The sequence below is a fragment of the Bradyrhizobium sp. USDA 10063 genome (assembly GCF_054063735.1).
The window spans coordinates 302,154-328,733 of the sequence record NZ_JBSSGP010000001.1 but is presented as its reverse complement, the minus strand read 5'-3'; the positions used below and the strand labels follow the sequence as shown (position 1 = coordinate 328,733).

Below are 26,580 nucleotides of genomic sequence, written 5' to 3'. Positions count from 1 at the left end.
ATAAGGGCCCGCGACGTGTCGAGGTCGCATCACGAGGCCGGACACACGTCAGCACCCGACCACATGCCTGCTCCGAAGTTAAATTTTGCTTGCATTTACTGGGGCGTCCACACACATCCACCTGCAGAATGCCGGAGAAGCCGGTCAATTGCCCGGCGATCTCCTCGGTGCCGCGGCCATCGGCAAACACATAGGCGACCGCCGGCGGCGATGGGCCGCCCCATGGGCGATCATCCATCGCATGCGCCCAGAACTGGCAGATACGAGTGCGATGTCGTCCGGGATCGAGCACCGGCATCGGCGTCTCGTCGCAGAACAGCCGCGGCGAAGCCTGGATCGTCCGCAGCTGAAGCTCATAAAGGCTCTTGAGCCACCATGCCGCACGCTTCACCCAGCCGGCGAGCGTTGCGCGGTCGAGATGAATGCCCTGGCCAGCCAGGATCTGCACTTGGCGGTACAGCGGCAGATACCAGGCGAACTTCGAGACCACCACGTGAGCCACGAGTGCCGTCGATGCCATTCCGCCTTCAACCAAACGCGGCAGCACCTTCGCCTGGACCACGCCGTCGGTGCAACCGCGGCAGGCGTATTTGGGACGAACCGTGCGTAGTACCCGCAGGATCGCCGGGATCACGTCCAGCACCTCGCTCACATCCTCGCCGATCCTGTGCAGAGCGCCCTGACAGCACGGGCACGCTGTCGTGTCCGGCTCGAGCACCTGCTCGCAGCGCGGCAAATGCTTGGGCAACGCACCGATGTTGCGCCTCGCCTTCTTGCGCGGCTTCCCAGCCGGCTTCGTCGCAGGTAGATCGTAATCGGCATGAGCCCCCCACCTGGGCATCGCGCGAATGAGCTGCGATACAGCCTGGTATGACCTGTTTTTTTGGAGGTGGGCTATGGCAGATGCCATGCATGAAGCCATGCTTGATGCCAGGCAGGAAGGCGGCTCCTATCGTCGGATCGAGGTGATCACGGGGCAGCGTCGGCGACGGCACTGGACGGCGGAAGAGAAGGCCCAGATCGTGGCGGAGAGCTTCGAGGAAGGGGCCAATATTTCCGAGGTCGCTCGGCGCCATGGCGTTGTCCGTGGGCTGCTGACGGTGTGGCGGCGCAAGTTCGCGACGGCAGCGAGCTTTCAGGTGCCAGGCTTCGTGCCGGTCCGGATCGCTTCCGAGAGCGGTCCGGCGACGGCAGACGAACCGGACCGGTTCGCGTCCGCGCATAAGGTGCTGCCGCAGATGGCATCGCCCCCAGGCAAGCTTGGCGGGATGATTGAGATCGAGGTGGGCGGGGCACGCATCCGGGTCGAGCCCGGAGTGGAGCTGGCGACGCTTTCGACAGTGCTATCGGCGCTTCGGGGCATCCGTTGATTGCATTACGGTCTGACCTCAAGGTGGTGCTGGCGGCACAGCCGGTCGACTTTCGCAAGTCGGTGCACACGCTGTCGGCGCTGGTTAGCGAAGCGCTGCGTGCGAACCCGTATTGCGGCGACGTCTTTGTGTTCCGCAGCAAGCGCATGGACCGAGTGAAGCTTCTGGCGTGGGACGGCAGCGGCATGGTGCTGGTGACGAAGTGGCTGCACCAGGGGCGCTTCACCTGGCCGCCGATCCGCGATGGCGTGGTGCATCTCAGTGCGACGCAGCTCGCGATGCTGCTCGACGGGCTGGAGTGGACGCGTGTCTCACCCAAGCCTGTGAAGCAGCCGGCCGTTGTCGGCTGAGAGGCGAAGATTTTGCTGGAGCCTGTGATGCGCGGATATATCGTTCGATCATGGCGATTCGCCCCGAAGCTCTTCCGACCGACGCAGCGGCTCTGACCGAGATGGTGCTCGCGCTTGACGCCGAGAACGAGAAGCTGCGCGTGGCGATGCAGACGCTGAAGGAGATGATCTTCGGCAAGCGCTCGGAGCGGCTGGTGGCGATCGTGGCCGAGCAGCTCGCGCTCGAACTGGACGATCTCGCGACCGGCGTCACACCACCTGCGTCAGCCAACGACGATCTACCTGCGACGAAGCCGGCTGGGAGGCCGCGCAAGAAGGCGAGGCGCAACATCGGTGCGTTGCCCAAGCATTTGCCGCGCTGCGAGCAGGTGCTCGAGCCGGACACGACAGCGTGCCCGTGCTGTCAGGGCGCTCTGCACAGGATCGGCGAGGATGTGAGCGAGGTGTTGGACGTGATCCCGGCGATCCTGCGGGTACTACGCACGGTTCGTCCCAAATACGCCTGCCGCGGTTGCACCGACGGCGTGGTCCAGGCGAAGGTGCTGCCGCGTTTGGTTGAAGGCGGAATGGCATCGACGGCACTCGTGGCTCACGTGGTGGTCTCGAAGTTCGCCTGGTATCTGCCGCTGTACCGCCAAGTGCAGATCCTGGCTGGCCAGGGCATTCATCTCGACCGCGCAACGCTCGCCGGCTGGGTGAAGCGTGCGGCATGGTGGCTCAAGAGCCTTTATGAGCTTCAGCTGCGGACGATCCAGGCTTCGCCGCGGCTGTTCTGCGACGAGACGCCGATGCCGGTGCTCGATCCCGGACGACATCGCACTCGTATCTGCCAGTTCTGGGCGCATGCGATGGATGATCGCCCATGGGGCGGCCCATCGCCGCCGGCGGTCGCCTATGTGTTTGCCGATGGCCGCGGCACCGAGGAGATCGCCGGGCAATTGACCGGCTTCTCCGGCATTCTGCAGGTGGATGTGTGTGGACGCCCCAGTAAATGCAAGCAAAATTTAACTTCGGAGCAGGCATGTGGTCGGGTGCTGACGTGTGTCCGGCCTCGTGATGCGACCTCGACACGTCGCGGGCCCTTATGGAATGCGTGGATTGGATCCAATTCGGTTATGCGTGCTCTCTGGCACTCATCCACCTGTTGATTCTTCCAATCCCAGTCCTGACCGATTGCCCATAATCCTCCGTTAGACCTTACCACATTCCCGACGTCTCTCGGCTTCTGGCCCTGGTTACGCAGCGCCAGACGCTGGAGCTTGGTAAGCGCCACCGCGGACCATCAAGGCCCAAGCGATACGCGCCAATTTGTTCGCTAGAGCGACCGCAATCAGCTTTGGGGGCTTCTTCGAGAGCATTCTCGCCATCCAGGATCCTGCCGGCGATCCATATCGTCTTGCCCATCGCACGACAGCGGTAGCACCAAGCACGAGGAGTCGTCGGAGATCTCGCCGGCCCATCCTGGAGATTTTGCCAAGCCTCTCCTTGCCTCCGGAAGAATTCTGTTTGGGCGTGAGACCAATCCAGGCCGCAAAATCTCGCCCTTTGGAAAAGGTCTCCGCCGAGGGCGCCAAGGCCTCTATCGCTGTTGCGCAGATTGCCCCGATCCCCGGAATAGTCGTTAAGCGAGAGGCGACCTCGTCCTTTCTAGCGCGCATCCGTAGTCCCTTCTCAAGCTCTGCTATCTGCTCCGACAGGGCTTCCACATGCTTCAAGAGATTCTGGCAAAGGCCACGAGCAAGATCGGGCAGGTCCGGATATGTTGCCAAGAGCTCATCCAAGCGGGGGATATGTCTCACGCCCTGAGCAACGATCAAGCCATATTCCGCAAGATGTCCGCGCAAAGCATTAATCGCCTGTGTACGCTGTCGAACTAAGAGATCACGAACCTTGAATGCCATGGAAGAGGCTTGCTTCTCGGCGCTCTTGACGCCGACAAAGCGCATTGTTGGTCGAGATGCGGCTTCGGCGATCGCTTCCGCATCCGCTGCATCGTTCTTCTGACGCTTAACGAAGGGCTTCACGTAGGAGGGATGAATCAGCCGGACATCGTGCCCAAATTTACCGATCTCCCGTCCCCAATAATGGGCGCTGGCGCAGGCCTCCATTGCGACCACACACCTTGGCAACTCGGCGAAAAACTCGAGCAATCTGCTGCGGCTGAGGCTTTTTACGCAGGATCATCTTTCCATCCTGCCCCGCGCCGTGAACCTGAAACACGTTCTTGGCCAAATCCAAACCAATGATGCTAACCTCGTCCACGGACGTCCTCCTTACCGGGTTTCAACACCCACATCTTGGCACAATCGATGCCGTCGGGGGGCGTCCACTCCATCGGCTATGCCGCCTACAAAGCGCTTGCCCGCGGTCATGGCGGCGCGATCCAGCTCGCTTTTTGTCTCGCCCATGCCCGACGCAAATTCGTCGAAGTGTACAAGACGATGCAGTCGCCGTTCGCTCACGAAGTGATCGAGCGCCTGCAAGCGGTCTACGCCATCGAGGCCGAGATCCGCGGCTCGAGCGCCGAACAGCGGCTTGCCGCCCGCCGCACCAGGGCCGCACCGCTGATGGAGGTGCTGAAGGCGCGACTGAGCTCGATGCTCGACCAGCTGTTCTCCCAGTCGAAGCTGGCGGAGGCTATCAACTATACGCTCAATCACTGGGATGGGCTGACGCTGTTTCTCCGCGACGGCCGCGTTGAGGTCGACAGCAACACTGTCGAGCGTTCAATGCGCCCGATTGCGATGGGAAGGCGGAACTCATTATTCAGCGGCAGCGACGACGGCGCTTCATACTACCCATCTGCAGATCTCCTTAAAATTCCAGGCATTTCTGGTTGGATTCGGAAGGCGGCGGACGACGGCGTGATCTCCGACGAGAGGCATCCTGGGTAACGTCCAGACGCGTGAGATCGGTTTGTTTGATGATCCAAGTCGAGCCTTTACATAGTTGTTTCGCAGGCAACCGTCCCTCGACGATCATGCGACGGATCGTCGAGGGACTGACGTCGAGCATCTCGGCTGCTTCGTCTAACGAAAGTTCACCTCGATCCTTGCGCTCTCCCTCGCGATAAGGCTCGATCTCGCGAGTGCTGCGCAACGAACATACGCGGGTTCTCGTCCAAGATGCCCCGTGCGCGGTCGTTTTTCCGGAGCGATTGAGCACGGCCGCGATCGCATAGTCAGGCATTTGACGTGCGAGAACGCGTACGAGATCTACTACGTCGGCGTCGGTAGTCCAGCGCGTCACGCCGACGCGGTTCTTCTTGATCTTCAAACGCGTATGATCACCGCCCTGCCAATGGATGATGAGATCAAGATGCTCGTTGTTTTGGCCGACGTCGACGACAATCTCCGACAGCACTGTGCGCAGGATCTTCTTCTTGGTCTCCGAAGTCACGCCTGGGCGTTGCCAGGCGCGGACCAGATCGCCTCCCAACTTGAGCAGCGCTTCGCGATCGCCTGCACTAAGTCCGGGAGAAGGAGAGCTGCTCAAGCCCTCAATTTCTCGCTCGATCGCACGCACGGCATCGATACGCTCGTTCCAGCGGCGCTCAAGCTCACCAGCGACGTGACGATTGTCGGGGTCCACAGCGTCGTATTGGCGATAGGCCCGGCTCGCTTCGTACTGCGCGTGTTCGAGAGATCTTTGCAATTGGAGCAATTTTTCAGACTGTTCGACATCCTGAGCTTTCATTGCATTTAAGGCGGCCTCAACGCCGAGCGGCTGAAGGCGTTCCAGCACCTCTCGCGCCACCATCCGATCGATGCGCATTCCACCGAAGCCAAGACAGGCTACGGCGGCCGTTCTGGTGAACTCTCCGCGGCAGACATATCTCTGCGTGTTGCCACCTTTTCCAGAGTACTGAACGAACAGCCGCCGACCACATCGCCCACAACGCAGAAGTCCAGGGAGAAGCGCTTCGCCACGACGGATGGCTCCTCGGCCCAGATAGCTTTTGCCGTTGGCGTTGTCAGCAATGAGGCGCTGATTCCGTATAAAATCATCCCATGAGATATAGCTTTCGTGACGGTCGCGGAGCAGCACTTCCCAGGCTTTCCAATCTCGTTGGGGAGTTCGCTTCATCTTTCTCCGACCGTTCTCGATCGTCGTTCGGACGCCCCGCCGGCCGTACACGTAAGCGCCAGCATAAATCGGGTTGATAAGTATATGATACACCGTCGTGTAGCTTGGTGTACGCCATTCGATTTTTGGATCGTTTGAACTTCGAACCGCGACCGGCAGAGCGATCTTCTCCTGGATCAACCAGAGCAAAACTTGCCGGATCGATTGCAACTCCACAAACTTCCTGAAGACGAGATCAAGCGCCTCACGAACACGAACGTCCGGGTTCTTTTCGATCCGGTCGTCGTTCGTCTTCACGTAACCGACCGCAACCGTCGTAAAGTGCTCGCCACGTCGAGCTTTTTGTTTTACAGCTTCAACGGATCGCTGTCGAATGACGCTGAGCTCCATCTCGCTCATCGTTCCCTTCATCCCCAAAAGCAATCGATCGTTGATCGACCGCGAATCATACGACCACACAGCATGATGCCCCTATTCGGGAGCCATCTGATCAATTAGAGCAGATTACCGTAACCGACCCAACCCATCCACTATACGGACGGCGCTTTGATTTGGTATCGGCCGGAAGCTCGCTCCGCGGCTGCGTTCTCGTTCATTATCGCGACGGCATTTTGCTGAGAATTCGAGCTGCAGCAACCAACCTCTATGGCGAGCGGCTGTCTGTCCCGTCAAGCAAGCTTTCGCTCGAAAGCATTCGAGACTTGCTCCGGCTTTCAAGAGACGTGGTGCTGACGAGCTTGGCGAATCAGCCGACAAATGATTCTTTAAGGCACGGCTCCGAATCAAAATTGGCAAGCTCGCGTGGTTCGCTGGGAGAAGAGCCATGAGGTCGGATCTTGTGACGGGGAGCCACCTTTGTCGCAGAGCCGTAATTTACATTCGGCAGTCGACGCCTCATCAGGTGATAACCAACCAGGAGAGCCTGCGACTGCAGTATGCACTGCGACAGCGAGCCACCGATCTCGGTTGGGATGATACCAATATTGATGTCGTTGATGCCGACCTTGGATTGAGTGGATCGACAGCAGCGCATCGCGAGGGCTTCAAGGACGTTATCGCCCGCGTCACGTTGGGTGAAATCGGAATCATTCTCTCCTATGAGGTGACGCGTCTCGCGCGCAACTGCTCTGATTGGTACCCGCTACTCGATCTGTGCGGCTACCGGCAATGCCTCATTGCGGATCGCGACGGCGTCTACGATCCTGGCTCAACCAATGGGCGCCTGTTACTCGGCTTAAAGGGCACAATCTCCGAAGTGGAGTTGCACACACTGCGCGGCCGTCTGACGGCGGGGCTGCGCGCCAAGGCCGAGCGCGGCGAGTTGACGTTACTGTTACCGGCGGGTTTGGAACGTGACGCCAATGGTGTGGCATCGAAGGATCCGAGCAGGGAGGTGCAGCAGCGGATATCACTGGTTTTCACGACATTTCTGGAGGGAGGCTCCGTAGGCAAGGTAATCCGGTCATTCCGAGATCGTGCGCTCTCTATACCGCGGCGGGACCGGTTCGGCGATATTGCGTGGCGGACACCATCGGCCAGCATGATTTCCGGAATTTTGAGGAATCCGGCCTATGCTGGCGCTTTCGTCTATGGCCGCACCAAGTCCTGCCGCACGACCTATACGAGTGGTAAACTGAAGACGGCCCGCTGCCCAATGGCAGAGTGGAAGGTAGTAGTAAAGGACCGCTATCCTGCATACATCGATTGGGATGGCTTTGAGCGGATCCAGGCCATGTTGCGCGATAACCATGCCGAATACCAACGCAATCAGACGCGTGGCGTGCCCCGAGAGGGGGCCGCTATCTTGCAAGGCATCACCTGGTGCGGCCGGTGCGGCCACAAGATGTCGATACAATACAAGGGCGGGTCCCGCTACGTCTGCAATTCCCTGTTGAACCACCAAGGCAAGACGCTATGCCAGCATCTTCCCGCCGATCCAATCGACGCACAGGTGGTGGCTGCATTCTTTGCAGCGATCGCTCCCGCTGAGGTGGAGGCCTGGAGGCGTGCGCTCAATGCGCGGCAGCAGACTGACGAAGCGCTTGATCGCGCCGAAGAGCAGCAGGTTGAGCGACTGCGCTATCAGGCACTCCTGGCCGAACGACAGTATAATCGGGTCGATCCTGACAATCGCCTCATCGCCGCTGAGTTGGAGCGGCGATGGGAAAACGCGTTACGCGAACTCCGGCAGGCTGAAGAGGCGCTGACCACCCGCCGAGCCACGAAGAGCAAATCAGCCATGTTGACCCCAGAGGAGCAGAATGAGTTTCTTGCGCTTGGTCCACACTTGCCTGAGCTCTGGCGGCGGCCTGATGTGAGCCGGGCAGATAAGAAGCAGTTATTACGAACGCTGATTGACAAGGTTGTTCTCCACCGCATCATGCGCGATCGAATCGCGGTTCGGATCGTCTGGTGTGGGTGGTGGCGAGATATCCGAATTGGAAGTCGAGCCGAGGGTCCATGCACTGCATGCTCTAACTCGAGGGACTGAGATGCAAGCACGGATCCTTGAGCTGGCCCGCCAGGGCTTCGATGATGCCGAAATCGCCAACACCTTGACCCAGGAGGGGCACCGCTCACCGCGCCGAAATTATGTTCCAGTACGAACCGTTCAGATCGTGCGGCAGCGCCATCGCGTACTGCAGGACGGCGTCGCAACGCGTGCTCGTCACATTGCTGGTTGGCTGCCGGTGACCGCAATGGCAAAGCGTTTGGGAGTTTCGAGTTCTTGGATCAAGCGACGTATCCGCAGCGGCACCATTGATATCCAGCGCGATCCTTGCGACAAGCGATTCCTCTTTCCTGATACGGAAGCCAGCATTGTTGCGTTGCGAGAGCTTAAGACAGGAGCTCGAGATCACCTCGTTTTCGACCCGAGACCAAACAAATGAAGGTATCAACATGATCGATCGTAGACACCTTCCTCATCGACAATGAGTGTGCCAACTAAGCCGCAGAACTCCAACAATGTATGCCAGTCTCGACCGTTTCGGGCGAGCCGAGAGGCTTCGATCGAGAACACGGCGCCGACGCGCCCTTCACAGATTAGCGCCAGTAACCGCTCAAATCCACGTCGCGCGACGCCACCACCAGATTTTCCGAGATCGTCATCAATAACCTCGACGTCGCTCCAGCCAAGTTCACGGGCGCGAGCCTCAAGGCCATATTGTCTGCGTTTGCTCTCCAAGTTGTGCGCGACCTGGTCTACCGATGACTGCCGAACGTAAACTACGGCGCTGCGTGCCAAATGATCAGCGGAGATCTTCGTCATGACGCCCCTCCTGATCTGACTGGACTGAAGGTACGGGGACTTCTGCGACGGCTTCCTTTAGGAGGACCGATAGCAGCTTTACGGTTTTGGCTTCGACCACCAGAGGCAGACGTTCCGCCTGCGCCGTCGCGAACAGATCCAGTTGCCGCTTTCGCATTATCTTGGACATGAGCTCTTCCCTCACCGGGAGGCGATTCTCCCCGAGGCAAGGCTACGAGGACGTCAAGGAGCGCGCGAAGCTCAAGAAGTCGGTTCACGGGCAGAAGCGGATCAGCTACAATTTTAGCCGACGCTGCTTCAGGCTCTGTCATCCAGGCCGGCAGAAATTGGGAATGGGCGCTCTCGCGGCGAACCGTGAAGTGGCGACAGCCGTCGTGAATTTGTTCACTGAGCACGACCAGTTCGCGGCCAGCGTCAGGATGGAATGGATATGTTACCCGAACTTCCTTGCCCAAAATCCCTGCATTATGCGGCTCCTTCGGAGGGCGGTGCTGAGAGCTGGGCAATCCTCGCATCGCTGGTCAATACGGCAAAGCTCCATGAACTCGATCCGCAGGTCTATCTGGCCGATGTGCTGGAGCGCATCATCTCCGGCCAGACCAAGAGCCACCAGTTGCGCGAACTTCTCGCCTGGAACTGGAAGGCGGCCCGCGAGCTCAGCGCACGGGAGGCTGCATGAGCCGGCGCCGCCATTCATCATCATCTTCATCATCGATGGCGGCAGCCGCGATGCCGCTCGACGAACTTGAGCCTTGGCTGCAGGCTCGCGCCGCGCAGCATCCCATCGCCACGAGTCTTCCTATGCTCGACGGCTATGTCGCCGCGATCGTGGCCGGGCCGGTGTCGATAAGTCCGCCCGACTGGATCTGTCCGTTACTCGCCATCGACGCCGATGCGTTCAACCATGGCGGCACGCCTGAGTTCGCTGCGATTTCGGCCGTCGCGCTGCGCCACAACGACATTAGTAACGTTCTTTCCACCGCGCCACTGAAGTGGACCCTATGCTGAGGACCACTGGGTCCGGTTTCTTAAGTGGAACTGCTGCCGTTCGTTCTTGCCAATAACTTTACGCTACTCTTGCTTGCTGCTGTTGTGGCTGTGGGGATGTGGGCAACGCGCAGCGTTGTCCAAGCTTCTCGCTTGCGAGAAGCGTCATATCCACAGCCTCTTCGCCGAATGCGCCGGTGACACCGGCCCGCCAGACCGCCATCGGCGCGCGGTTTTCCAGCGCCTGATGAGGGCGCTGGAAATTGTAAAACTCGATCCATCGGGCGATTCCGGCTTTGGCCTCGTGGCCATCCGAATAACCCTTGAGATAGATGTCCTCGTATTTGAGCGAGCGCCACAGCCGCTCGATGAACACGTTGTCCATCCAGCGCCCGCGACCGTCCATCGAGATCCTGACGCCGGTGGCGGCCAGCGTGCCGGTGAAGGTGGCGCTGGTGAACTGGCTGCCCTGGTCGGTATTGAAGATCTCAGGCCGGCCGAAGCGTGCCAAGGCCTCTTCGAGCGCAGACACGCAGAACGATGTGTCCATCGTGTTCGACAGGCGCCAGGCCAGCACCGCACGGCTCGCCCAATCGATGATCGCCACCAGATACAGAAAGCCCTGGCCGATCGGCACATAGGTGATATCGGCCGCCCACACTTGATTCGGCCGGTCGATCGCCAGATGGCGCAGGAGATACGGGAAGATCTTGTGTCCCGGCGCCGGCTTTGTGGTTCTGGGCTTTGGTCCCAGCGCTGCGATGCCCATCTTGCGCATCAACCGCTGCACACGCTTGCGATTGATGCGACAGCCTTCGCCATTGAGCATTGCCGTCAGCCGCCGCGAGCCCAGGAACGGCCAGGCCGTGAACAGCTGGTCGATCCGCCGCATCAGCTCAAGGTCGTTGTCATTGGCCGGCCGCGGCGGCCGATATACGCTCGATCGCGCAACGCTCAGCAGTTGGCATTGCCGGCGGATCGACAGACTCTCATGATCGCGCTGAAGCAATCCTCGGCGATCCGGCGCGCTCATCTTCCGGACCTCCTGGCTAAGAAATCTCGCTCGACCGTCAATTGTCCGATCTTGGCGTGGAGCTTCTCGACCTCCAGTTCGTGGGCCGCCTCGCCATCCCGACCAGCGCCCGCGTCGAACGCCCGAACCGCTTGATCCTGAAGCTGCTTCTTCCAGGCGTAAATCTGGTTCACATGCACCTGGTAGCGCTGCGCCAGATCCGTCACCGTTGATTGTTCTCGCAGCGCCTCCAAGGCGATCTTTGCCTTCAGCGCCGCGTCGATTTTCCGTCTCGTCTTCTTCATGGTCCGCTCCGTTTATCAAAACGGAACGGCATCCGCACCACCTAAGCCGCTGGTCCAAAATCCGGGGTCCACTTCACCACATCGGTTCGCGCCCACCCATGCCCGCAAGCCAAATGGCGACGTTGATGCGCGGCCGTGGTGCCAGGGATTCCATGCCGCCATGCGGCTGAGACTATCGGCATGGACCCCGCTGCTCGACATCCGCAACATAAACCACGGCTTGCTCCTGCCCATCCTGCTGCATTGCGTCGACGATCAGGGGCGTCCACTGCTTGGACCACCAAGGAAAGGCCGCGAGACCGAGGAATTCCTGCGCAACGCCCATACCGACATTCCGGACGTCGTCGAGGCCATGCGCCAGTACTGGATGCCGACCCGCTACGCTCGCGCGCGCTGATCAGTCGTCCGTTCTTTAATCGCGGGCACGGTGTCAACCCCGATCGACAAAAATGATCCGCTGCCGGGTTCATGGTTCTTTCCGCGGTCGTCTCGATGCAGGAGCGCCGCATGATGGCGTTCAGGAGGTGTGGCATCCCGATGTTAAGAGCGCGGTGCGTGAAGCCCGCAGGGACGACTTCGGATTGCCCACACCTTCGTCCCGGCAGGGACGCTTGTTCCGCCGAAGGCGGATCTGGGTTGGTTTAAGACTGCTTCATGCGGTGCGCATCTCTGCCTGGAATTCGGTGCCATCGGTCCAGATGGCATGGAGGATGACAGCCATTTTGCGAGCGACGGCAACCTTGGCCTTTTTGGCGCCGATGCGTTTGGCCAGCTTGCAGCCCCAGCGCTTGAGCGCAGAGCCTCGCCTGACAACGGTCAGCAGGACATTCGCGGCCTCGAACAGATAAGTTCGCATCTGGTGGTTGCCGCGCTTGGAGATGCGGCCAGTACGATCCATCTCACCGGATTGATAACGTCTTGGTGTCAGGCCTAGATAGGCGCCCACATCGGCGGAATGTTTGAAACGAGTGGGGTCGTCGATGGTAACGACGAAGGACAGGGCAGTCAGGGGACCGATACCGGGAACGGTCATCATTCGCCGAACAGTTTGATCGCCTTTTGCCACTGCCATGAGTTGCCGATCGAACTTCTCAATTTGCTCAGCCAAACAGGACTGGGCAAGGAGCAACGGTGCGAAAATATCTTGCAAATCCGGCGCTTCAGCAAGCACGGCGTCGACTTTGCGAGCCAGGTTGGTCGAGCCGGCCCTGCCGAGCACTATTCCCAGCCCCTTGCACAGACCGCGCATTTGGTTGTCAATATCTCGCCGCAGGTTCACGAGCTTGGTTCGAGCCGCCAGCATCGAACGGGTTTTCCAGCTCTCCTCCCCCTTCACGGCCGCTTCCCGGTACCATCCCATGCGGGCCATTTCGGCCAACCCCCTGGCATCGTTCTGATCCGACTTGTTGATGCGCATCGATAATGCTGCGTTGGCATGACGCGCATCAAGACAAATGACCGGAAAGCCCAGCGCCCTGAGTTGGTGCCAAAGCCAATTTGATAGCGAGCCCGTTTCAAAAACGATCCGCTCAGCATTGCCGGCATGCCGCCGCAAGAGTTTTGCGATGGCCTCTGGCTTGGTGGGCACGTTACCTTCGAATGTCACGCCGCCGTTCTTGTCCAAGACGCAAATGCTGGTCTCTTCCATAGAGATGTCCAAACCAACGTACTGCTTCATGGCGCTGCTCCCTTTCGATAATCTGCGGAGACCGATCCTACCGACCCTCGTGTCCTCAAGAAGACGTCAGCCGCGATTACGCCATGTTAAGAAGCTGATTTAAGCGGTGAGCGGTCGCTGATAGCAGCGATGAGGGTGGTCAGGAAGAGGCGCCAAAGAGCGCTTAGCCAAGCGAGGATGCGTCGGAAGTTATGGCCGACGGCGGACAGGATGACGTTAGCCGCATCGCCGGCGCGGCCTTTGAGATAGCAACGGCCGAGGTGCCCCTCTGACTTCAGGTGACCGATGACAGGCTCGATGGCGGAGCGGCGGCGCAGCTCGCGCTTGATGATACCGAAGACCCCGCGCTTCTGGCCGGAGATGAAGACACGGCGCGGGTTGTGCGCGTCATGGCCGCGGTATCCTTTGTCGACATAGGCCCGCTCGATCGTACAGCCGGTGAGTGTCTCGGTGCGGTCGATGGCGTCCCGCAGGGTATGACCGTCGTACGGATTGTCGGGCAGCGCCTTGGCGTGCAGCACGAACAGGCCACCGGGAGCACGGCGGTTGTTGGTGACGATTGAGGCCTTCACCCCGAACTCGTAAGGTGCGCTGGCCTTGCCCTTGCCGATGCACTCGACCTCCGGAGCATGGAAGGAATACAGCTTCCAGCCGCGCTGGCGCTGCTGCTGCGAGCGGATCTGTGTGGCCCGGCCAAGCGGGAGTGCGAACGCGTCCTCGAGCGCAGCCTGACCTTCGATCTTGCGGCGGATGTCGCGGATGATTCGGCCCAGCCGGCTGCGCAGGATGCGCAACTGCCGCTGAAGCCGCTTGAATTGCTTGGCATGGGCGTAGCGCCCCGCCATCATCGCCGCGGTCTTGGCGACGCGACAATAGGATTGCCGCAGCTTGATGCCATGCTTCCTCGCCAGGCGGTTCAGTCCACGGATCGCCGCATGCAAAAGCTTGGCATCGGTCGGAAAGGTGATGGCCTTCGGCTGCACCGTGGTATCGACCGTGACCCGTTTGAGGTCCTGGCTGCGCAGCGCGCCGGCCTCGTGCGCCACCCGCAGGCTCTCGGCCAGCAGCAGTTCCAGCTTGTCGCCCAGCCGCTTGCGCCAGTGGCTCAGATCCGAGCGCTCGTGCGGGAATGCGTGTTGGAAGAACTCTTCGCCGGTGAAGTACTGAAAATACGGGTCGTGGAGCCAGCGCTCGCAGATCCCCTCATCGGACAGTCCATAAATGTGCTTGAGCAACAGCAGCCCGATCATGAAGCGGGTCGCGATACCCGGCCGGCCGTTCTCGCTGTAGAGCGGCGCGATCTCGCCGTCGATCCAGTCCCAATCGACCTTGCCGGCGAGCAGAACCAGCTCGTGCTTCATATTGATGATCTGGTCCAGCCTGGCCCGGAACAGATCGCCAGATCCCGTCGTCGTGTGCTTCTTCGGCCGCATCGCCCCTCCGATGCGGACAGGGAATCATGCTTCGTCCCCGAAGGGAATCCCGAACGTGAAATTGCAAGCTTCCGAGGCTCAAAGCCTCAAAACCTTGCAATCCCAAAACAGCCTCCCCGACAAATTACGATTCCAGATCAGTCGCTTGGTCAGCTCTTAACATGGCGTAATCGCGGCTGACGTCTTCTTGAGGACACGAGGGTCGGTAGGATCGGTCTCCGCAGATTATCGAAAGGGAGCAGCGCCATGAAGCAGTACGTTGGTTTGGACATCTCTATGGAAGAGACCAGCATTTGCGTCTTGGACAAGAACGGCGGCGTGACATTCGAAGGTAACGTGCCCACCAAGCCAGAGGCCATCGCAAAACTCTTGCGGCGGCATGCCGGCAATGCTGAGCGGATCGTTTTTGAAACGGGCTCGCTATCAAATTGGCTTTGGCACCAACTCAGGGCGCTGGGCTTTCCGGTCATTTGTCTTGATGCGCGTCATGCCAACGCAGCATTATCGATGCGCATCAACAAGTCGGATCAGAACGATGCCAGGGGGTTGGCCGAAATGGCCCGCATGGGATGGTACCGGGAAGCGGCCGTGAAGGGGGAGGAGAGCTGGAAAACCCGTTCGATGCTGGCGGCTCGAACCAAGCTCGTGAACCTGCGGCGAGATATTGACAACCAAATGCGCGGTCTGTGCAAGGGGCTGGGAATAGTGCTCGGCAGGGCCGGCTCGACCAACCTGGCTCGCAAAGTCGACGCCGTGCTTGCTGAAGCGCCGGATTTGCAAGATATTTTCGCACCGTTGCTCCTTGCCCAGTCCTGTTTGGCTGAGCAAATTGAGAAGTTCGATCGGCAACTCATGGCAGTGGCAAAAGGCGATCAAACTGTTCGGCGAATGATGACCGTTCCCGGTATCGGTCCCCTGACTGCCCTGTCCTTCGTCGTTACCATCGACGACCCCACTCGTTTCAAACATTCCGCCGATGTGGGCGCCTATCTAGGCCTGACACCAAGACGTTATCAATCCGGTGAGATGGATCGTACTGGCCGCATCTCCAAGCGCGGCAACCACCAGATGCGAACTTATCTGTTCGAGGCCGCGAATGTCCTGCTGACCGTTGTCAGGCGAGGCTCTGCGCTCAAGCGCTGGGGCTGCAAGCTGGCCAAACGCATCGGCGCCAAAAAGGCCAAGGTTGCCGTCGCTCGCAAAATGGCTGTCATCCTCCATGCCATCTGGACCGATGGCACCGAATTCCAGGCAGAGATGCGCACCGCATGAAGCAGTCTTAAACCAACCCAGATCCGCCTTCGGCGGAACAAGCGTCCCTGCCGGGACGAAGGTGTGGGCAATCCGAAGTCGTCCCTGCGGGCTTCACGCACCGCGCTCTTAACATCGGGATGCCACACCTCCTGAACGCCATCATGCGGCGCTCCTGCATCGAGACGACCGCGGAAAGAACCATGAACCCGGCAGCGGATCATTTTTGTCGATCGGGGTTGACACCGTGCCCGCGATTAAAGAACGGACGACTGATCACTGCAGACGTGGGAGCTCATGCCGGTTACGGTAGATCGTCGTTGGCTGACGCAGGTGGTGTGACGCCGGTCGCGAGATCGTCCAGTTCGAGCGCGAGCTGCTCGGCCACGATCGCCACCAGCCGCTCCGAGCGCTTGCCGAAGATCATCTCCTTCAGCGTCTGCATCGCCACGCGCAGCTTCTCGTTCTCGGCGTCAAGCGCGAGCACCATCTCGGTCAGAGCCGCTGCGTCGGTCGGAAGAGCTTCGGGGCGAATCGCCATGATCGAACGATATATCCGCGCATCACAGGCTCCAGCAAAATCTTCGCCTCTCAGCCGACAACGGCCGGCTGCTTCACAGGCTTGGGTGAGACACGCGTCCACTCCAGCCCGTCGAGCAGCATCGCGAGCTGCGTCGCACTGAGATGCACCACGCCATCGCGGATCGGCGGCCAGGTGAAGCGCCCCTGGTGCAGCCACTTCGTCACCAGCACCATGCCGCTGCCGTCCCACGCCAGAAGCTTCACTCGGTCCATGCGCTTGCTGCGGAACACAAAGACGTCGCCGCAATACGGGTTCGCACGCAGCGCTTCGCTAACCAGCGCCGACAGCGTGTGCACCGACTTGCGAAAGTCGACCGGCTGTGCCGCCAGCACCACCTTGAGGTCAGACCGTAATGCAATCAACGGATGCCCCGAAGCGCCGATAGCACTGTCGAAAGCGTCGCCAGCTCCACTCCGGGCTCGACCCGGATGCGTGCCCCGCCCACCTCGATCTCAATCATCCCGCCAAGCTTGCCTGGGGGCGATGCCATCTGCGGCAGCACCTTATGCGCGGACGCGAACCGGTCCGGTTCGTCTGCCGTCGTCGGACCGCTCTCGGAAGCGATCCGGACCGGCACGAAGCCTGGCGCCTGAAAGCTCGCTGCCGTCGCGAACTTGCGCCGCCACACCGTCAGCAGCCCACGGACAACGCCCATGGCGCCGAGCGACCTCGGAAATATTGGCCCCTTCCTCGAAGCTCTCCGCCACGATCTGGGCCTTCTCTTCCGCCGTCCAGTGCCGTCGCCGACGCTGCCCCGTGATCACTTCGATCCGACGATAGGAGCCGCCTTCCTGCCTGGCATCAAGCATGGCTTCATGCATGGCATCTGCCATAGCCTACCTCCAAAAAAACAGGTCATACCAGGCTGTATCGCAGCTCATTCGCGCGATGCCCAGGTGGGGGGCTCATGCCGATTACCGTGACACCACACCGAACGATCCGACACTGAATTCCTATGACCATGAGCAGGCCGTCACCCATACGCGCATGCTGGACGCGGACGCCGAAGGAGCAGGCTGGCGAGAAGTCATGGAGCGAGCCGGAGCGCGCCCGCCGCGCCTATGAGAGCTACCTCTCCCGCGCTAGGCGGGCGAGCAAGCAGTCTCCTTGCCGCTTACTCAGAGTTCGGGGGTGCCCAGCACCGCCAACAGCAGACGCGGTCGTCATATTCGCGTTGACCGTTCGCGCGTTAATAGTTGACGGGTCTTTTTGCGCCGACCGCCGGTTGAAAGTTCGGTGGCTGGTCATGTCGCCTCCCCCGCATTTGAGCGGCGCAGAGTTGACTTTGTTTGAGTTTCGAAAAGTTCCGTAAGGAGATCCGTTGCAGCACCTGCTCCGAGCAAACGAGTAGCATCCTCTGTGGCCGGATCGGCAAGCACGCTTCGCACGTCTTGCCCGGTATATTTGAGCGCACTTTCCGCAACTTCTACCGCGCTGTGATGCCCTACGCCGATCTGCATCGCGCAAGCGCCGGCAAGACGGGCGAGCCGTGCTGCCCATTCTTCTGCACTAAAATGGTCCTTTGGTTCCGCAGAGCCAAGGCCTGCATTGATCGCATTCCGATGCGCATCAAGGGCCGCAGTGTATACGCCCTCGGCGCGACCGCACAGCATATCCCACACCATCAATAGTTCAGCAGGGGAGCCCGACATATGGGCAACGAGGGGCTCCTGGACGTTCAAGAGCCGTGTTGCTTTGATATGCATCGGCCTCCAAGTGATCGGAGGAATTCGCATATGTTCGGGCACGCCAAGCCTTTCGTCAACTTCGTCGCCAAGGTTGTGGAGCCCTCTTCGCGTGGCAGAGGCGTCAATTCGTTTCCTTTCCTCTTTCTTCCTCGGTCCCACGACTCCTGTTCCCGCGGAGAGTTTTGCTACTCGTTCCAGAACTTCATCAGAGATAGGGGTGAGTGCTTCTTCAGCAATTAAGCCTGACAACCTACCAAGAAATGCTTGCTTCTGTTCTGCGGACAATGAAAACGATTCGCTGCGTTTCTTAGAATCAGCGTAAAGAGCTCCCATATCACCCAACACGGAAATAAAGGCCGTTCGGTCTGTTGCGCTTGCACAGCTTGCTTCGCATCGCGCATCATCAATCAATCGCTCGAGGAGCTCAGTTAGTACGTTCGGCGATTTGCCTGCAAGCAGACAACCCGATGACACTAAGCGCGTCGACAATGTGCTTAACTCAGCATCTGTCAATTTCATCACAATGCGGACGAGTTTGCCTGCTGCTTTCGCGATTTCCTGTCGAAGCACGTCTCCCGGATGATACAGAAGTTGTCTTGCTGCGGATGCCTGTTTCAAGGCCAATCTGTGAGCATTGCCTTGATTTGCAATATCCGGGGGATAAATGAACTCTGCTCCTTCAAAACGCTCGAGGACAGATTGTCCGCCACGTGTATTCAGAGCTGGCAACAGTGATGCTTGAGACCGATCAGCCGATGACAAATTTGTAGCACCATAAGAAGTTTCGTCGGGCTCGTTATTAACTGGCGCAGTGTGGTGAGAGGCGGATGTGGTGCATGGTACAATTAAGGCCTAGGTGTCTCTACTTGTGCGTTGCAGCGGCGGCGATGTCACGTTGCGGCAAACGATGCCGACGCTGTTGCTTAGGGTTGGATCGACTGTCAGCTGGTGCTTGTCGCAAGCCCTCGCTCAGCGATGGCAGATGGCAGATGGCAGATGGCAGATGGCAGATGGCAGATGGCAGATGGCAGATGGCAGATGAGGTTACTCTGCCGCGATGTCCGGGACAAATAGCTTGTCGTTATGAAGGGATATTGCGAACGTATCCCTCCGGAGGCGCTCTCAATTGCCCATACTTCCAACACTCCAATTCGGCGCTGAGTTCGACAGCTGGTCTAGCCGCGCAGCTGCCGGCTGTAGATTGTGCAGCAGCGGCAATAAGGAACTGCGCCGTCGAGCGCCTCAAAGCATCGACAGTCGCTTACGCGGCGGCGCCCTCACGGTATCTGGCTCTACCACCATAAAACTCATCGGACGCGTTCTTGCAAACAGCTCTGTAGAAGTCGTCCGCGTCTTCGGTTGTGTATCCAGCCCCGGCACCGTATTCACCAGGTTCTTGATGTGAACCTTGGTGGCCGCACGGTAGTCCATCATGGACGCGAACTTGTTAGCTCCAACGATTCCAGGAGCCTTAACGTGGCTGGCAATACGATTCTTCTCTTCATCGGAAAGGCTACAATGAACTTGATAGTATTCTTCAGCTTGTTTTTCGGCCCTGGTAAGTCTGGCGTCGCTACTAAATCCCCCCTTTCCGTCGTGCAAAGATGTGGTGGAGAGGAAGAAATCGTTGGCCATCTTGTCATAAAGATAGATCACCCCGACCGCACCAAAAGCGTACTTCATCACGCGAGAGGCCAAGCCGGGCGAGTTGCCGCTTCCGCGTGTTTCCTCTCCGCCCCTGGATTCCGAGCGTTGATCTGACCCACGAAGCCTAGAAGTGACCTGATGAGCAGCACGACACTTGGTCGATGGCATCGTATTCGACTTGGCCCTGCGCGGCGTAACCATCATCAAGCCCTGTGATGCGATCTCGGCGCGTTGCGCCACCTGAAACACCGGTCCCAATTGACTATTTGTGATACGCACTTTCCATCACCTTTAGTAGGTGAACCGCCTGCCACTGAATTGTCACTCGGCAGCTGTTAGGGCCTCGGGTTCTGAAGCGAGATCAGATACCGCAATCAGTTTGCGTCCGACACGAGGTCCGACTTCAAGCACTTTCCCCACCTGCGCAATCAGCAAGGCACTCACGGCTTCTGCGGCGGAGGCGAGGTCGCCAGAGGAGATGAGACAGGCTGTCATATGGATCGGTGGATCTATCACGAGCAGCCTCAGATTTTCGTGGCCAGGAATATCGGGAATGTCTCCCCTGGGTATGATCGCATTCGCCAGACCGGCCCTGACCAAGGAGAGCGCACTGGCGGGCGTGTCGACTTCGGCGATGCAGTTCGGCATCACGCCGGCCGCTTCAAGCGTGCGGTCTAGTGCATCGCGAACTGTGTTTGGGCGCGTCGGCAATACAAGAGGAAGCTCAGCCAGTTCCTCAAGCGAAACAGTGGGCGCGACTTCTCCTGCATCGGGAGGACGTACCAGGCAGAGCCGCTGATGAAAGAGTGGCTGGCGGGTAACGCCTTGGATGGGCGCATCCTCGAGCACAGCGCAGATATCAAGCGCTCGTGATGCGATGAGCGGCTTCATCTGAAGGAAGTCACCCGTAACAAGATGGAGGCGCACCTTTGGGAGCACTGTCCGGCTGGCTTCCATCAAGGCGCAGGCGAACGAAGCCGCGATCGCCGAGGACATGCCGAGCCTCACCGTACCTTCGGCTTCTCCTGCCGTAGAGCGGACGATGCTGCGCAGTTGATCCACCTGCTGAAGGATGGATGTGGCCTCACGATAAAAGACCTTGCCCTCGCGAGTCGGGCGAACGCCGCGTACGCTACGGTGCAGCAGCGCGACGCCAAGCTCGGCTTCCAGGGCAGCCATCTGCAGACTTAGGGCCGGCTGCGCCACGTGGATTGTTGCCGCTGCCCGGCAAAAACTACCAGCATCCACGATGCCCGTGAAATATCGGAGATGGCGTAGTTGCATAAAACTAGAAGACATAGCACCCTAACATTGCCCGTCGTTGTTCGTACCTTTGATTGTCGCGTGCGCTGCCGGCAGTTCAAAATCACGGACGTTTATTGGGACCAATGCACTCTCCACTCTCCAAAAACGTGGAAACACATCACCGGGTGCACGGCAGGTCGGATACTATGCCCGCCGACAGTGGGCCGCGAGTCGAGGGAGCCTAAACCTGCGCACCTCATGCGATGTTACGGATAATGCCATTAAGCGCCTCGTGAACCGCTTTGATAATGGTCGAATTCAGGCTCAAGAGCGTAGTGTGTGTGTTCATTGAGAGCTGAAGCCGGAGCTGATCCATGGTGTCGTCCGGATTCATGGTCGCCATGTGACTTCTTAAGCTGCGCTCCGATGCCGCAACAGATCTGCCAAGAGAGCTACTTATAGTCCTGAAATCCACCTCACCTCTCCAAGCCAGAGGATGGTCCGCTGTGGTGGCGCATCCATGTTGCATTAACAACGTCTGTTGCGGCATCTATTGCGTCAACTAATGTGCACAATGCGTCGAAGTGCCGCCTCGTGACCCCGCCATCCATGTCACGTTTTAGCGATTGTCGCCAACTCTCGAACTCTCTCTCGAGGGCAGATAACTTTGCGCCATCGACGTCATCCACCAGCTGTTTCTCCAGCTCAAGCACGACCAGATGCTCGCTCACAGTTGATCCTCTTCTGCTATCCATTCCGGCTTGCTCGGATAGGGAACGCGTACGTCGGCCTCTCCGATACGCACGAGAATTCCGTCGTGATCGATGACAACGACCTTGCCGAAGTGATCGATGGTGTCGCCAACTTTCAGGCGCGTTCCGTTCTGAACGACGATGAACGGAGTCCGGCCGAGATGCACACCTTTCGCTGTGGGCAATACCACTAGCGAACAGTGTGCCTCGAGCCGAATGTGGGACGCGAACTTCTCCTCGAAGCGGGAAGCAACGGCTTTCCACTCGTTGTAGCTGGTTGGGGTCAGCGTCCCCGAAACAAGGACGACGTCTGGCTTTGCCACGATGCGAATCGAGCGACGAAGTTCGGGTGTCGTCGCGGTCTCTAGAAAGGTTCGCGCGCGGTCTGGCGTTGCGACCGCGTCATTAATCGTGCGGACCCCGGGAATATCCTGCTGCAGGTGACGAACGGCCGCTTTGACGACTGCATCGCTCGGGCCATATCCCGCTATTGATATCTCTCCGGCGCTTCCCACGCGAATACTCCCCTCGATGCCGAATGCCCGCATGACCGTCGTTGACAGGTCGATGATCTTTGTATCAGACAGAGTGGTGGCGGTCGCCGATTTCAGTGTGACCTCTGCCGCTAGCCCGGCGTCGCGCAGGGCTGCCTTGAACTTTGTAGCCTCACCAGGTCGCAAGTCGCCATCGATGACTAGCTTATCATCGAAGAGCGCGATGCTGACGTCGCGTGCGACATTCAAATCGCGAAGGATATTCCTGGCAATTTTAATCGGGTCAGTACCCGGAGCGGCCGCCGTGGTGAAAGAGGAAACAACCCGCCCCATCCCGGCACAAGCTCCATAAAAGATGATCAGGAGGCCACACGCGGCGGCGCCAAGCCGAAATGGCCGGGGTATCGAGTTCACCACAAGATGTGCTCGTCGACCCTGGGTCGACGGTCCTTCTGGGGCTGAGGCGGCATGCTCTGCATGCGGCCTTCTGCGCTCCACCACGGAGTCGATATCGGGAAAGCTGCCACCGACCGGGCCGATACTGAAAATCGTCCGCCCAACCCGAACCGGAGTGAGTGGATCGAGGATCGCCGGCTGCTCTATAGGACAATCATCACCGCCGACGAGCACGCCCGTTGCGAGCGCGGTGATCTGGATTTGCCCCGCCTCGATGACGATGCGAAGATGTGAACCAGCCAGCTCCGGATCTGCGAAGGTGAGGTCGTCAGCGTCGTGGCTACCGATCAGCCAGACTCCATCGCCCAGCGGCGTCTCGGCTCCCTTGTTGGGCCCAGATAGCACACGTAAGGCCAGCTGGGCCTGATCACCCGTCAGAACATCTTGCTCAATGTTCGCGTTTCTCATTGCAGTGATATCCGTCCCAATGGCTGTATGGAAATGTCGGGGGGAAGCTCCTGATAGGAGAGCACTGGAAGAGCGTAGAAGTCGGTTTCGATGATTTTGCGTACGTATCGACGTATATCCATCGAAGTCAGCAGGACCGGCTTGTGCGGCTGCTCGTTGAGGTTGCCGATAGCCTCTTGTATCGCGTCAATGATCTGACCTGTGGTTCGAGCGTCGAGGGCGAGATAGCTGCCAGCGGAAGTCTGCCGAATGGCCTTGCGCACCGTATCCTCAACCTCTGGCGTGAGTAGGTAGGCGGGCAGCAGGTTCATGCCGATACAATACGGGATGCAGAGTTGCCTCTTCAGCGCACAGCGCACATGCTCGGTCAGCAGGACAATGTCTTTTTCGTTCTGTGCCCGTTCGACCAGTGCGGCGAGGATGGTGCGCATATTACGCAACGAAACCTCTTCCGAGATCAGTCGCTGAAAGACCTCTGAAATCTTCTGCAGGGGCGCTGAGCGAAGCACCTCCTTTACGAGTTCTGGGGACCGCGCCTCAATATGGTTCAGAAGGGCCTTTGTCTCCTGGATACCGACGAACTCGGCCGCATGCCTGCGCAGGATTTGGCCAGTTTGGTGGCTAAGGATCTGAACCGAGTCCAGGAAAGGGATACTGGCTGCTCGCAACGATTCGCGATGTATGACGTCCACCCAGACCGTCTCGATCCGAGGAAGGAAAGATTGGTCCAGAACATATGGAATGCCTACAAGATCGAGGTTCTCAGGAGTATCGCACGCCAAAAGATGTTGCGACCGCAATCGTCCTTCACCGCACGGTATCTCATTTACCATAATGACATACGCTCCATCCTTACACCTGTCGTTGACCCGCACATTGATCGCTGGAAGAGGGACACCGAGATCACGAAGGAGGGCTTGCCGTTCTGCATCCAATGCTTTCTTTAACAGATCGGGAGGGATGATCGCCTGAACGTCGTGACCGATGTCGATCATCAGGGGCACGGTGAAGGTGATGCCGTTGTCGGCCGCTCCGTCACCGTCGGTCGGCGCGTCCGATTCCGTTAAGCGCGCTCCCGCTATCGTCGAATAACGACGTATCGGCGGTGCGGCCAGCCGCCGGTTGCGTTGCAGTTGCCACCCACCGCCTCCGACCACGAGTGCCAAGATCATGAAGATCCCCATTGGAAAGCCAGGGATGAACGAAAAGAGGAGGAGAATGAATGATCCGACAATAAGCGCGCGTGGTTGTGCGCTGACCTCGTCACCGATCTCATTGCCGAGATCTGCACCGCTATTTTCGTCACTAACCCTCGTGACGATAAACCCCGCAGTCATCGCGGTGAAGAGAGCCGGTATCTGACCGACGAGCCCGTCTCCGATGGTCAGGATCGCATAAACCTCGAGCGCTTCGTACAATCCCATTCCCTTTTGAAACGAACCGATCGCGATCCCGCCTATGATGTTCACGGCAATGCCGATCAAGCCCGCGATGGCATCGCCCTTGAGAAATTTCATGGCGCCGTCCAGGGCACCGTAAAGCTGGCTCTCGCGCTCAATCGCAACGCGGCGCCGACTTGCCTCTCGGATATCAATACTGCCGGCACGCAAGTCGCCGTCGACGCTCATTTGCTTGCCTGGCATCGAATCCAGTGAAAATCGTGCAGCAACCTCGGCCACACGCTCAGATCCTTTGGTGATGACGACAAACTGAACAATTGTCATGATCAAAAAGGTGACCGCGCCCACCACGAGATTGCCGGCCACCACGAAGTCCCCGAAGGTCTTGATGATCTGGCCGGCGTCCGCATGAAGCAAGATAGTGCGTGTCGCGGCGATGCCAAGCGACAACCGAAAGAGCGTCGTTACCAAAAGCACCGGCGGAAACGAGACGAACGCAAGGGGGGATCTAATATAGACCGCCACCATCAGCAGGAGTGCCGAGAGTCCTAGATTGACGGCCTGTAGCACATCCATGAGGACTGGCGGCAGTGGAATGATCATCATGAAGATGATCGTGATCAGCAGCACCACCAGAATAATATCATTGCGACCGGTCGCGACCGTTCGGACTCTGTCGAGAAACTTCAAACTAAAGCGGATTCCTGTCATTTAGAAGCATAGCCTGCGTGAGCGAAATAGTTGGTGCATTCGCGTGGGCTTAGTTGTGGGATGAACGAACGGATCGCGCGCGTGAGATGCGGAACTGTTCGTGCCGCGACCTTACGCAAGTATGCCTTAAATTTGCTGTAGGGCAGCTCGATCGGATTAAGATCAGGCGAGTATTTCGGGAGATACCGCAGGCCCGCCTTTGCCTTCTCAATCGCGTGCCTAACGGCAGGCGCCATGTGAACTCGGCAGTTGTCCATCACGACGATGTCGTTGCGCCGGAGGGTTGGAACCAAGCACTGCTCAACATAGGCGAGGAACATTTCTCCGGTCATAGCTCCCTCGATCACCATCGGGGCAGTCATTTTATTGTGGCGCAAGGCCGCCACGAAAGTGATGGTCTCCCATGACCCCAGCGGAACGGCGCCGATCACCCTGACACCCCTTGGCGCACGCCCCCGGAGCCGCACCAGATTTGTGCTGACCGCAGTCTCGTCGATAAAAACGAGCCGGGCGGGATCAAGAAAACCTTGCTCTCGTATCCAACGTCGGCGAGCGCGCGCAACGTCCTCTCGCTGCCGTTCAGTAGCCTGCAGGCTTTTTTTAAAGGTGATGTTGTGACGGTCGAGAAAGCGCCAGAGCGCGCTGCGGCTGGTTCGAATTCGCCGCTTGCGCAGCTCTGCAAGCGTCTCCACCAGGGTCAGGTCTGGATGCTCAGCAACCACAGCCAAAATCTCGGTTGCGAACTCTTCGAGCGGCGAAACGCTTCCGCCGCGCGGCTTCGCAGCCGCACTGTTATCGTCCCGCCAGCGCTGCACCCACTTGACCGCCGATGCTACACTCACCTCGAAGCGTTCGGCCGCCTCGCGCCGCGACGCGCCCGCAGCCACGGCCTCGATAACGCGCTCCCGCAGGTCACAAGAATAGGCCTTCGGCACCGCCCGCCCCCGCCGGCAAGGAGAATCAATGCACACAGTCTCCATCATCGCTAACCGTTTGGGAATCCCTCTGATTCAAATCGGGCGAAAACCGCTATAGCCAACCGCGCTGCATCCTCTGTAGGTGCGTGTCCGGCATGAGCGATGCGACGAATCATAGACAGGTTCCCGCCTCGGCTTGCCAAAATGCCTTGACTAACGCCCGCGGCGTTCGAAATCGGCCTTCGCCGTCCCGTGACAATGGTAGAATCCAGCTTGCAAGGGCAGCTGCCTTCCCGCAATTGTCCAGCGCTCGGCGGCGCGAGGAGCCCGGTGGTGTTGAGATCGATTTGTCAGTCGCAGCTGCCATCGTTCGCATGCATCTAAGCAGCGGTTCCCCGCGAGGCCTTGTTCGAGAGAAATTCGCTGAGCTTACGAGGTATGGTGGTGTAACGTATGCAGGTGGACTTCTTAGGCTTCGGGGCGGCTCCAAGCATCGCTCCGAATCGGCGCTTGCAATCTCCCCACGGCCGCCTTCG

The 26,580-nt window shown here is 59.1% G+C and carries 23 protein-coding genes and 6 pseudogenes; 10 read left to right on the top strand and 19 right to left on the bottom strand.

From position 1 onward, the window contains the following. Window positions 1-115: 115 nt before the first annotated feature. Window positions 116-769: pseudogene (tnpC, locus tag ACVJGD_RS01585) on the bottom strand (IS66 family transposase); the annotation flags it as partial. A gap of 127 nt (window positions 770-896) precedes the next feature. Between tnpC (ACVJGD_RS01585) and tnpA the strand changes: the two are divergent. From tnpA to tnpC (ACVJGD_RS01570), 3 genes are read left to right on the top strand one after another with little or no spacing between them, the layout of a single operon-like run. Beyond that, window positions 897-1,370: an IS66-like element accessory protein TnpA gene (tnpA, locus tag ACVJGD_RS01580; protein ID WP_456632714.1), complete on the top strand. Its 474-nt coding sequence runs from the start codon at window positions 897-899 to the stop codon at window positions 1,368-1,370. Next, window positions 1,367-1,720, top strand: coding sequence for an IS66 family insertion sequence element accessory protein TnpB (gene tnpB / locus ACVJGD_RS01575; RefSeq protein ID WP_027577378.1), 354 nt, complete (start codon window positions 1,367-1,369; stop codon window positions 1,718-1,720). The genes tnpA and tnpB (ACVJGD_RS01575) overlap by 4 nt, the downstream gene beginning before the upstream one ends. 50 nt (window positions 1,721-1,770) lie before the next feature. Continuing rightward, a complete protein-coding gene (gene tnpC, locus ACVJGD_RS01570; RefSeq protein WP_456632713.1) occupies window positions 1,771-2,868 on the top strand; it encodes an IS66 family transposase in 1,098 nt (365 codons plus the stop codon). A gap of 87 nt (window positions 2,869-2,955) precedes the next feature. Here the strand turns inward: tnpC (ACVJGD_RS01570) and ACVJGD_RS01565 are convergent. After that, window positions 2,956-3,982, bottom strand: a pseudogene (locus ACVJGD_RS01565) (IS110 family RNA-guided transposase). Between the two features lie 47 nt (window positions 3,983-4,029). Here ACVJGD_RS01565 and ACVJGD_RS01560 point away from each other — a divergent pair. After that, a complete protein-coding gene (locus tag ACVJGD_RS01560) occupies window positions 4,030-4,614 on the top strand; it encodes an IS66 family transposase (protein ID WP_456632712.1) in 585 nt (194 codons plus the stop codon). Here the strand turns inward: ACVJGD_RS01560 and ACVJGD_RS01555 are convergent. Continuing rightward, window positions 4,535-6,205, bottom strand: coding sequence for a recombinase family protein (locus ACVJGD_RS01555; RefSeq protein ID WP_456632711.1), 1,671 nt, complete (start codon window positions 6,203-6,205; stop codon window positions 4,535-4,537). The two genes, ACVJGD_RS01560 and ACVJGD_RS01555, sit on opposite strands and share 80 nt — an antisense overlap. A gap of 424 nt (window positions 6,206-6,629) precedes the next feature. Here ACVJGD_RS01555 and ACVJGD_RS01550 point away from each other — a divergent pair, with 424 nt between their 5' ends. Together ACVJGD_RS01550 and ACVJGD_RS01545 are read left to right on the top strand one after the other, a co-directional pair. Next, a complete protein-coding gene (locus ACVJGD_RS01550; RefSeq protein ID WP_456632710.1) occupies window positions 6,630-8,297 on the top strand; it encodes a recombinase family protein in 1,668 nt (555 codons plus the stop codon). Window position 8,298: 1 nt separating this feature from the next. Then, window positions 8,299-8,697, top strand: coding sequence for a hypothetical protein (locus ACVJGD_RS01545; protein WP_456632693.1), 399 nt, complete (start codon window positions 8,299-8,301; stop codon window positions 8,695-8,697). 17 nt (window positions 8,698-8,714) lie between these two features. Here the strand turns inward: ACVJGD_RS01545 and ACVJGD_RS01540 are convergent. Then, window positions 8,715-9,077, bottom strand: a pseudogene (locus ACVJGD_RS01540) (recombinase family protein); the annotation flags it as partial. Further along, a complete protein-coding gene (locus tag ACVJGD_RS01535; protein ID WP_456632524.1) occupies window positions 9,058-9,246 on the bottom strand; it encodes a hypothetical protein in 189 nt (62 codons plus the stop codon). The pseudogene ACVJGD_RS01540 and the gene ACVJGD_RS01535, both read right to left, overlap by 20 nt. 309 nt (window positions 9,247-9,555) lie before the next feature. On the opposite strand from ACVJGD_RS01535, the pseudogene ACVJGD_RS01530 reads away from it, so the two are divergent. Continuing rightward, a pseudogene (locus tag ACVJGD_RS01530) lies at window positions 9,556-9,756 on the top strand (transposase domain-containing protein); the annotation flags it as partial. Further along, window positions 9,753-10,085, top strand: coding sequence for a UPF0149 family protein (locus ACVJGD_RS01525; protein ID WP_456632709.1), 333 nt, complete (start codon window positions 9,753-9,755; stop codon window positions 10,083-10,085). The pseudogene ACVJGD_RS01530 and the gene ACVJGD_RS01525, both read left to right, overlap by 4 nt. Before the next feature lie 202 nt (window positions 10,086-10,287). Here ACVJGD_RS01525 and ACVJGD_RS01520 read toward each other — a convergent pair. Next, window positions 10,288-11,381, bottom strand: a pseudogene (locus ACVJGD_RS01520) (IS3 family transposase); the annotation flags it as partial. On the opposite strand from ACVJGD_RS01520, the gene ACVJGD_RS01515 reads away from it, so the two are divergent. Continuing rightward, window positions 11,380-11,778 (top strand): UPF0149 family protein, encoded by a 399-nt coding sequence (locus ACVJGD_RS01515; RefSeq protein WP_456632708.1) that lies wholly within the window; start codon window positions 11,380-11,382, stop codon window positions 11,776-11,778. The pseudogene ACVJGD_RS01520 and the gene ACVJGD_RS01515 sit on opposite strands and share 2 nt — an antisense overlap. A gap of 255 nt (window positions 11,779-12,033) precedes the next feature. Here the strand turns inward: ACVJGD_RS01515 and ACVJGD_RS01510 are convergent, their stop codons facing one another. Then, window positions 12,034-13,059, bottom strand: coding sequence for an IS110 family RNA-guided transposase (locus ACVJGD_RS01510; RefSeq protein WP_456632538.1), 1,026 nt, complete (start codon window positions 13,057-13,059; stop codon window positions 12,034-12,036). An 86-nt stretch (window positions 13,060-13,145) separates the two neighbouring features. Continuing rightward, complete coding sequence (locus tag ACVJGD_RS01505; protein WP_456632707.1) at window positions 13,146-14,492, bottom strand: IS5 family transposase; 1,347 nt, start codon at window positions 14,490-14,492, stop codon at window positions 13,146-13,148. A 246-nt stretch (window positions 14,493-14,738) separates the two neighbouring features. On the opposite strand from ACVJGD_RS01505, the gene ACVJGD_RS01500 reads away from it, so the two are divergent. Then, on the top strand, window positions 14,739-15,764 hold the full coding sequence (locus tag ACVJGD_RS01500) for an IS110 family RNA-guided transposase (RefSeq protein ID WP_456632538.1): 1,026 nt from the start codon (window positions 14,739-14,741) through the stop codon (window positions 15,762-15,764). Window positions 15,765-16,047: 283 nt separating this feature from the next. Here ACVJGD_RS01500 and ACVJGD_RS01495 read toward each other — a convergent pair whose 3' ends face one another. The 11 genes and pseudogenes from ACVJGD_RS01495 to ACVJGD_RS01445 form a co-directional block, all read right to left on the bottom strand. After that, entirely contained in the window at window positions 16,048-16,284 is a 237-nt protein-coding gene (locus ACVJGD_RS01495) for an IS66 family transposase (RefSeq protein WP_456632706.1), read from the bottom strand. Between the two features lie 50 nt (window positions 16,285-16,334). Continuing rightward, entirely contained in the window at window positions 16,335-16,688 is a 354-nt protein-coding gene (tnpB, locus tag ACVJGD_RS01490; protein WP_027577378.1) for an IS66 family insertion sequence element accessory protein TnpB, read from the bottom strand. Continuing rightward, complete coding sequence (locus tag ACVJGD_RS01485) at window positions 16,685-16,981, bottom strand: hypothetical protein (RefSeq protein ID WP_456632783.1); 297 nt, start codon at window positions 16,979-16,981, stop codon at window positions 16,685-16,687. The genes tnpB (ACVJGD_RS01490) and ACVJGD_RS01485 overlap by 4 nt, the downstream gene beginning before the upstream one ends. Before the next feature lie 40 nt (window positions 16,982-17,021). Next, window positions 17,022-17,135: pseudogene (locus tag ACVJGD_RS01480) on the bottom strand (IS66-like element accessory protein TnpA); the annotation flags it as partial. 435 nt (window positions 17,136-17,570) lie between these two features. After that, the gene (locus ACVJGD_RS01475; protein WP_456632705.1) at window positions 17,571-18,743 is read right to left on the bottom strand and encodes a hypothetical protein; all 1,173 of its coding nucleotides are present in this window, start codon (window positions 18,741-18,743) and stop codon (window positions 17,571-17,573) included. A gap of 513 nt (window positions 18,744-19,256) precedes the next feature. Next, the gene (locus ACVJGD_RS01470; protein WP_456632704.1) at window positions 19,257-19,940 is read right to left on the bottom strand and encodes a hypothetical protein; all 684 of its coding nucleotides are present in this window, start codon (window positions 19,938-19,940) and stop codon (window positions 19,257-19,259) included. 42 nt (window positions 19,941-19,982) lie between these two features. Continuing rightward, window positions 19,983-20,945 carry a LysR substrate-binding domain-containing protein gene (locus tag ACVJGD_RS01465; RefSeq protein ID WP_456632703.1) on the bottom strand — a complete coding sequence of 321 codons (963 nt, stop codon included), beginning with the start codon at window positions 20,943-20,945 and terminating at the stop codon, window positions 19,983-19,985. Between the two features lie 217 nt (window positions 20,946-21,162). Continuing rightward, entirely contained in the window at window positions 21,163-21,435 is a 273-nt protein-coding gene (locus ACVJGD_RS01460; protein ID WP_456632778.1) for an EscF/YscF/HrpA family type III secretion system needle major subunit, read from the bottom strand. 198 nt (window positions 21,436-21,633) lie between these two features. Continuing rightward, entirely contained in the window at window positions 21,634-23,016 is a 1,383-nt protein-coding gene (locus tag ACVJGD_RS01455; RefSeq protein WP_456632702.1) for an FHA domain-containing protein, read from the bottom strand. Next, complete coding sequence (gene sctV / locus ACVJGD_RS01450; RefSeq protein WP_456632701.1) at window positions 23,013-25,127, bottom strand: type III secretion system export apparatus subunit SctV; 2,115 nt, start codon at window positions 25,125-25,127, stop codon at window positions 23,013-23,015. Before sctV ends, ACVJGD_RS01455 begins: the two co-directional genes overlap by 4 nt. Further along, a complete protein-coding gene (locus ACVJGD_RS01445; protein ID WP_456632700.1) occupies window positions 25,124-26,062 on the bottom strand; it encodes an IS630 family transposase in 939 nt (312 codons plus the stop codon). The genes sctV and ACVJGD_RS01445 overlap by 4 nt, the downstream gene beginning before the upstream one ends. Window positions 26,063-26,580: the final 518 nt, after the last annotated feature.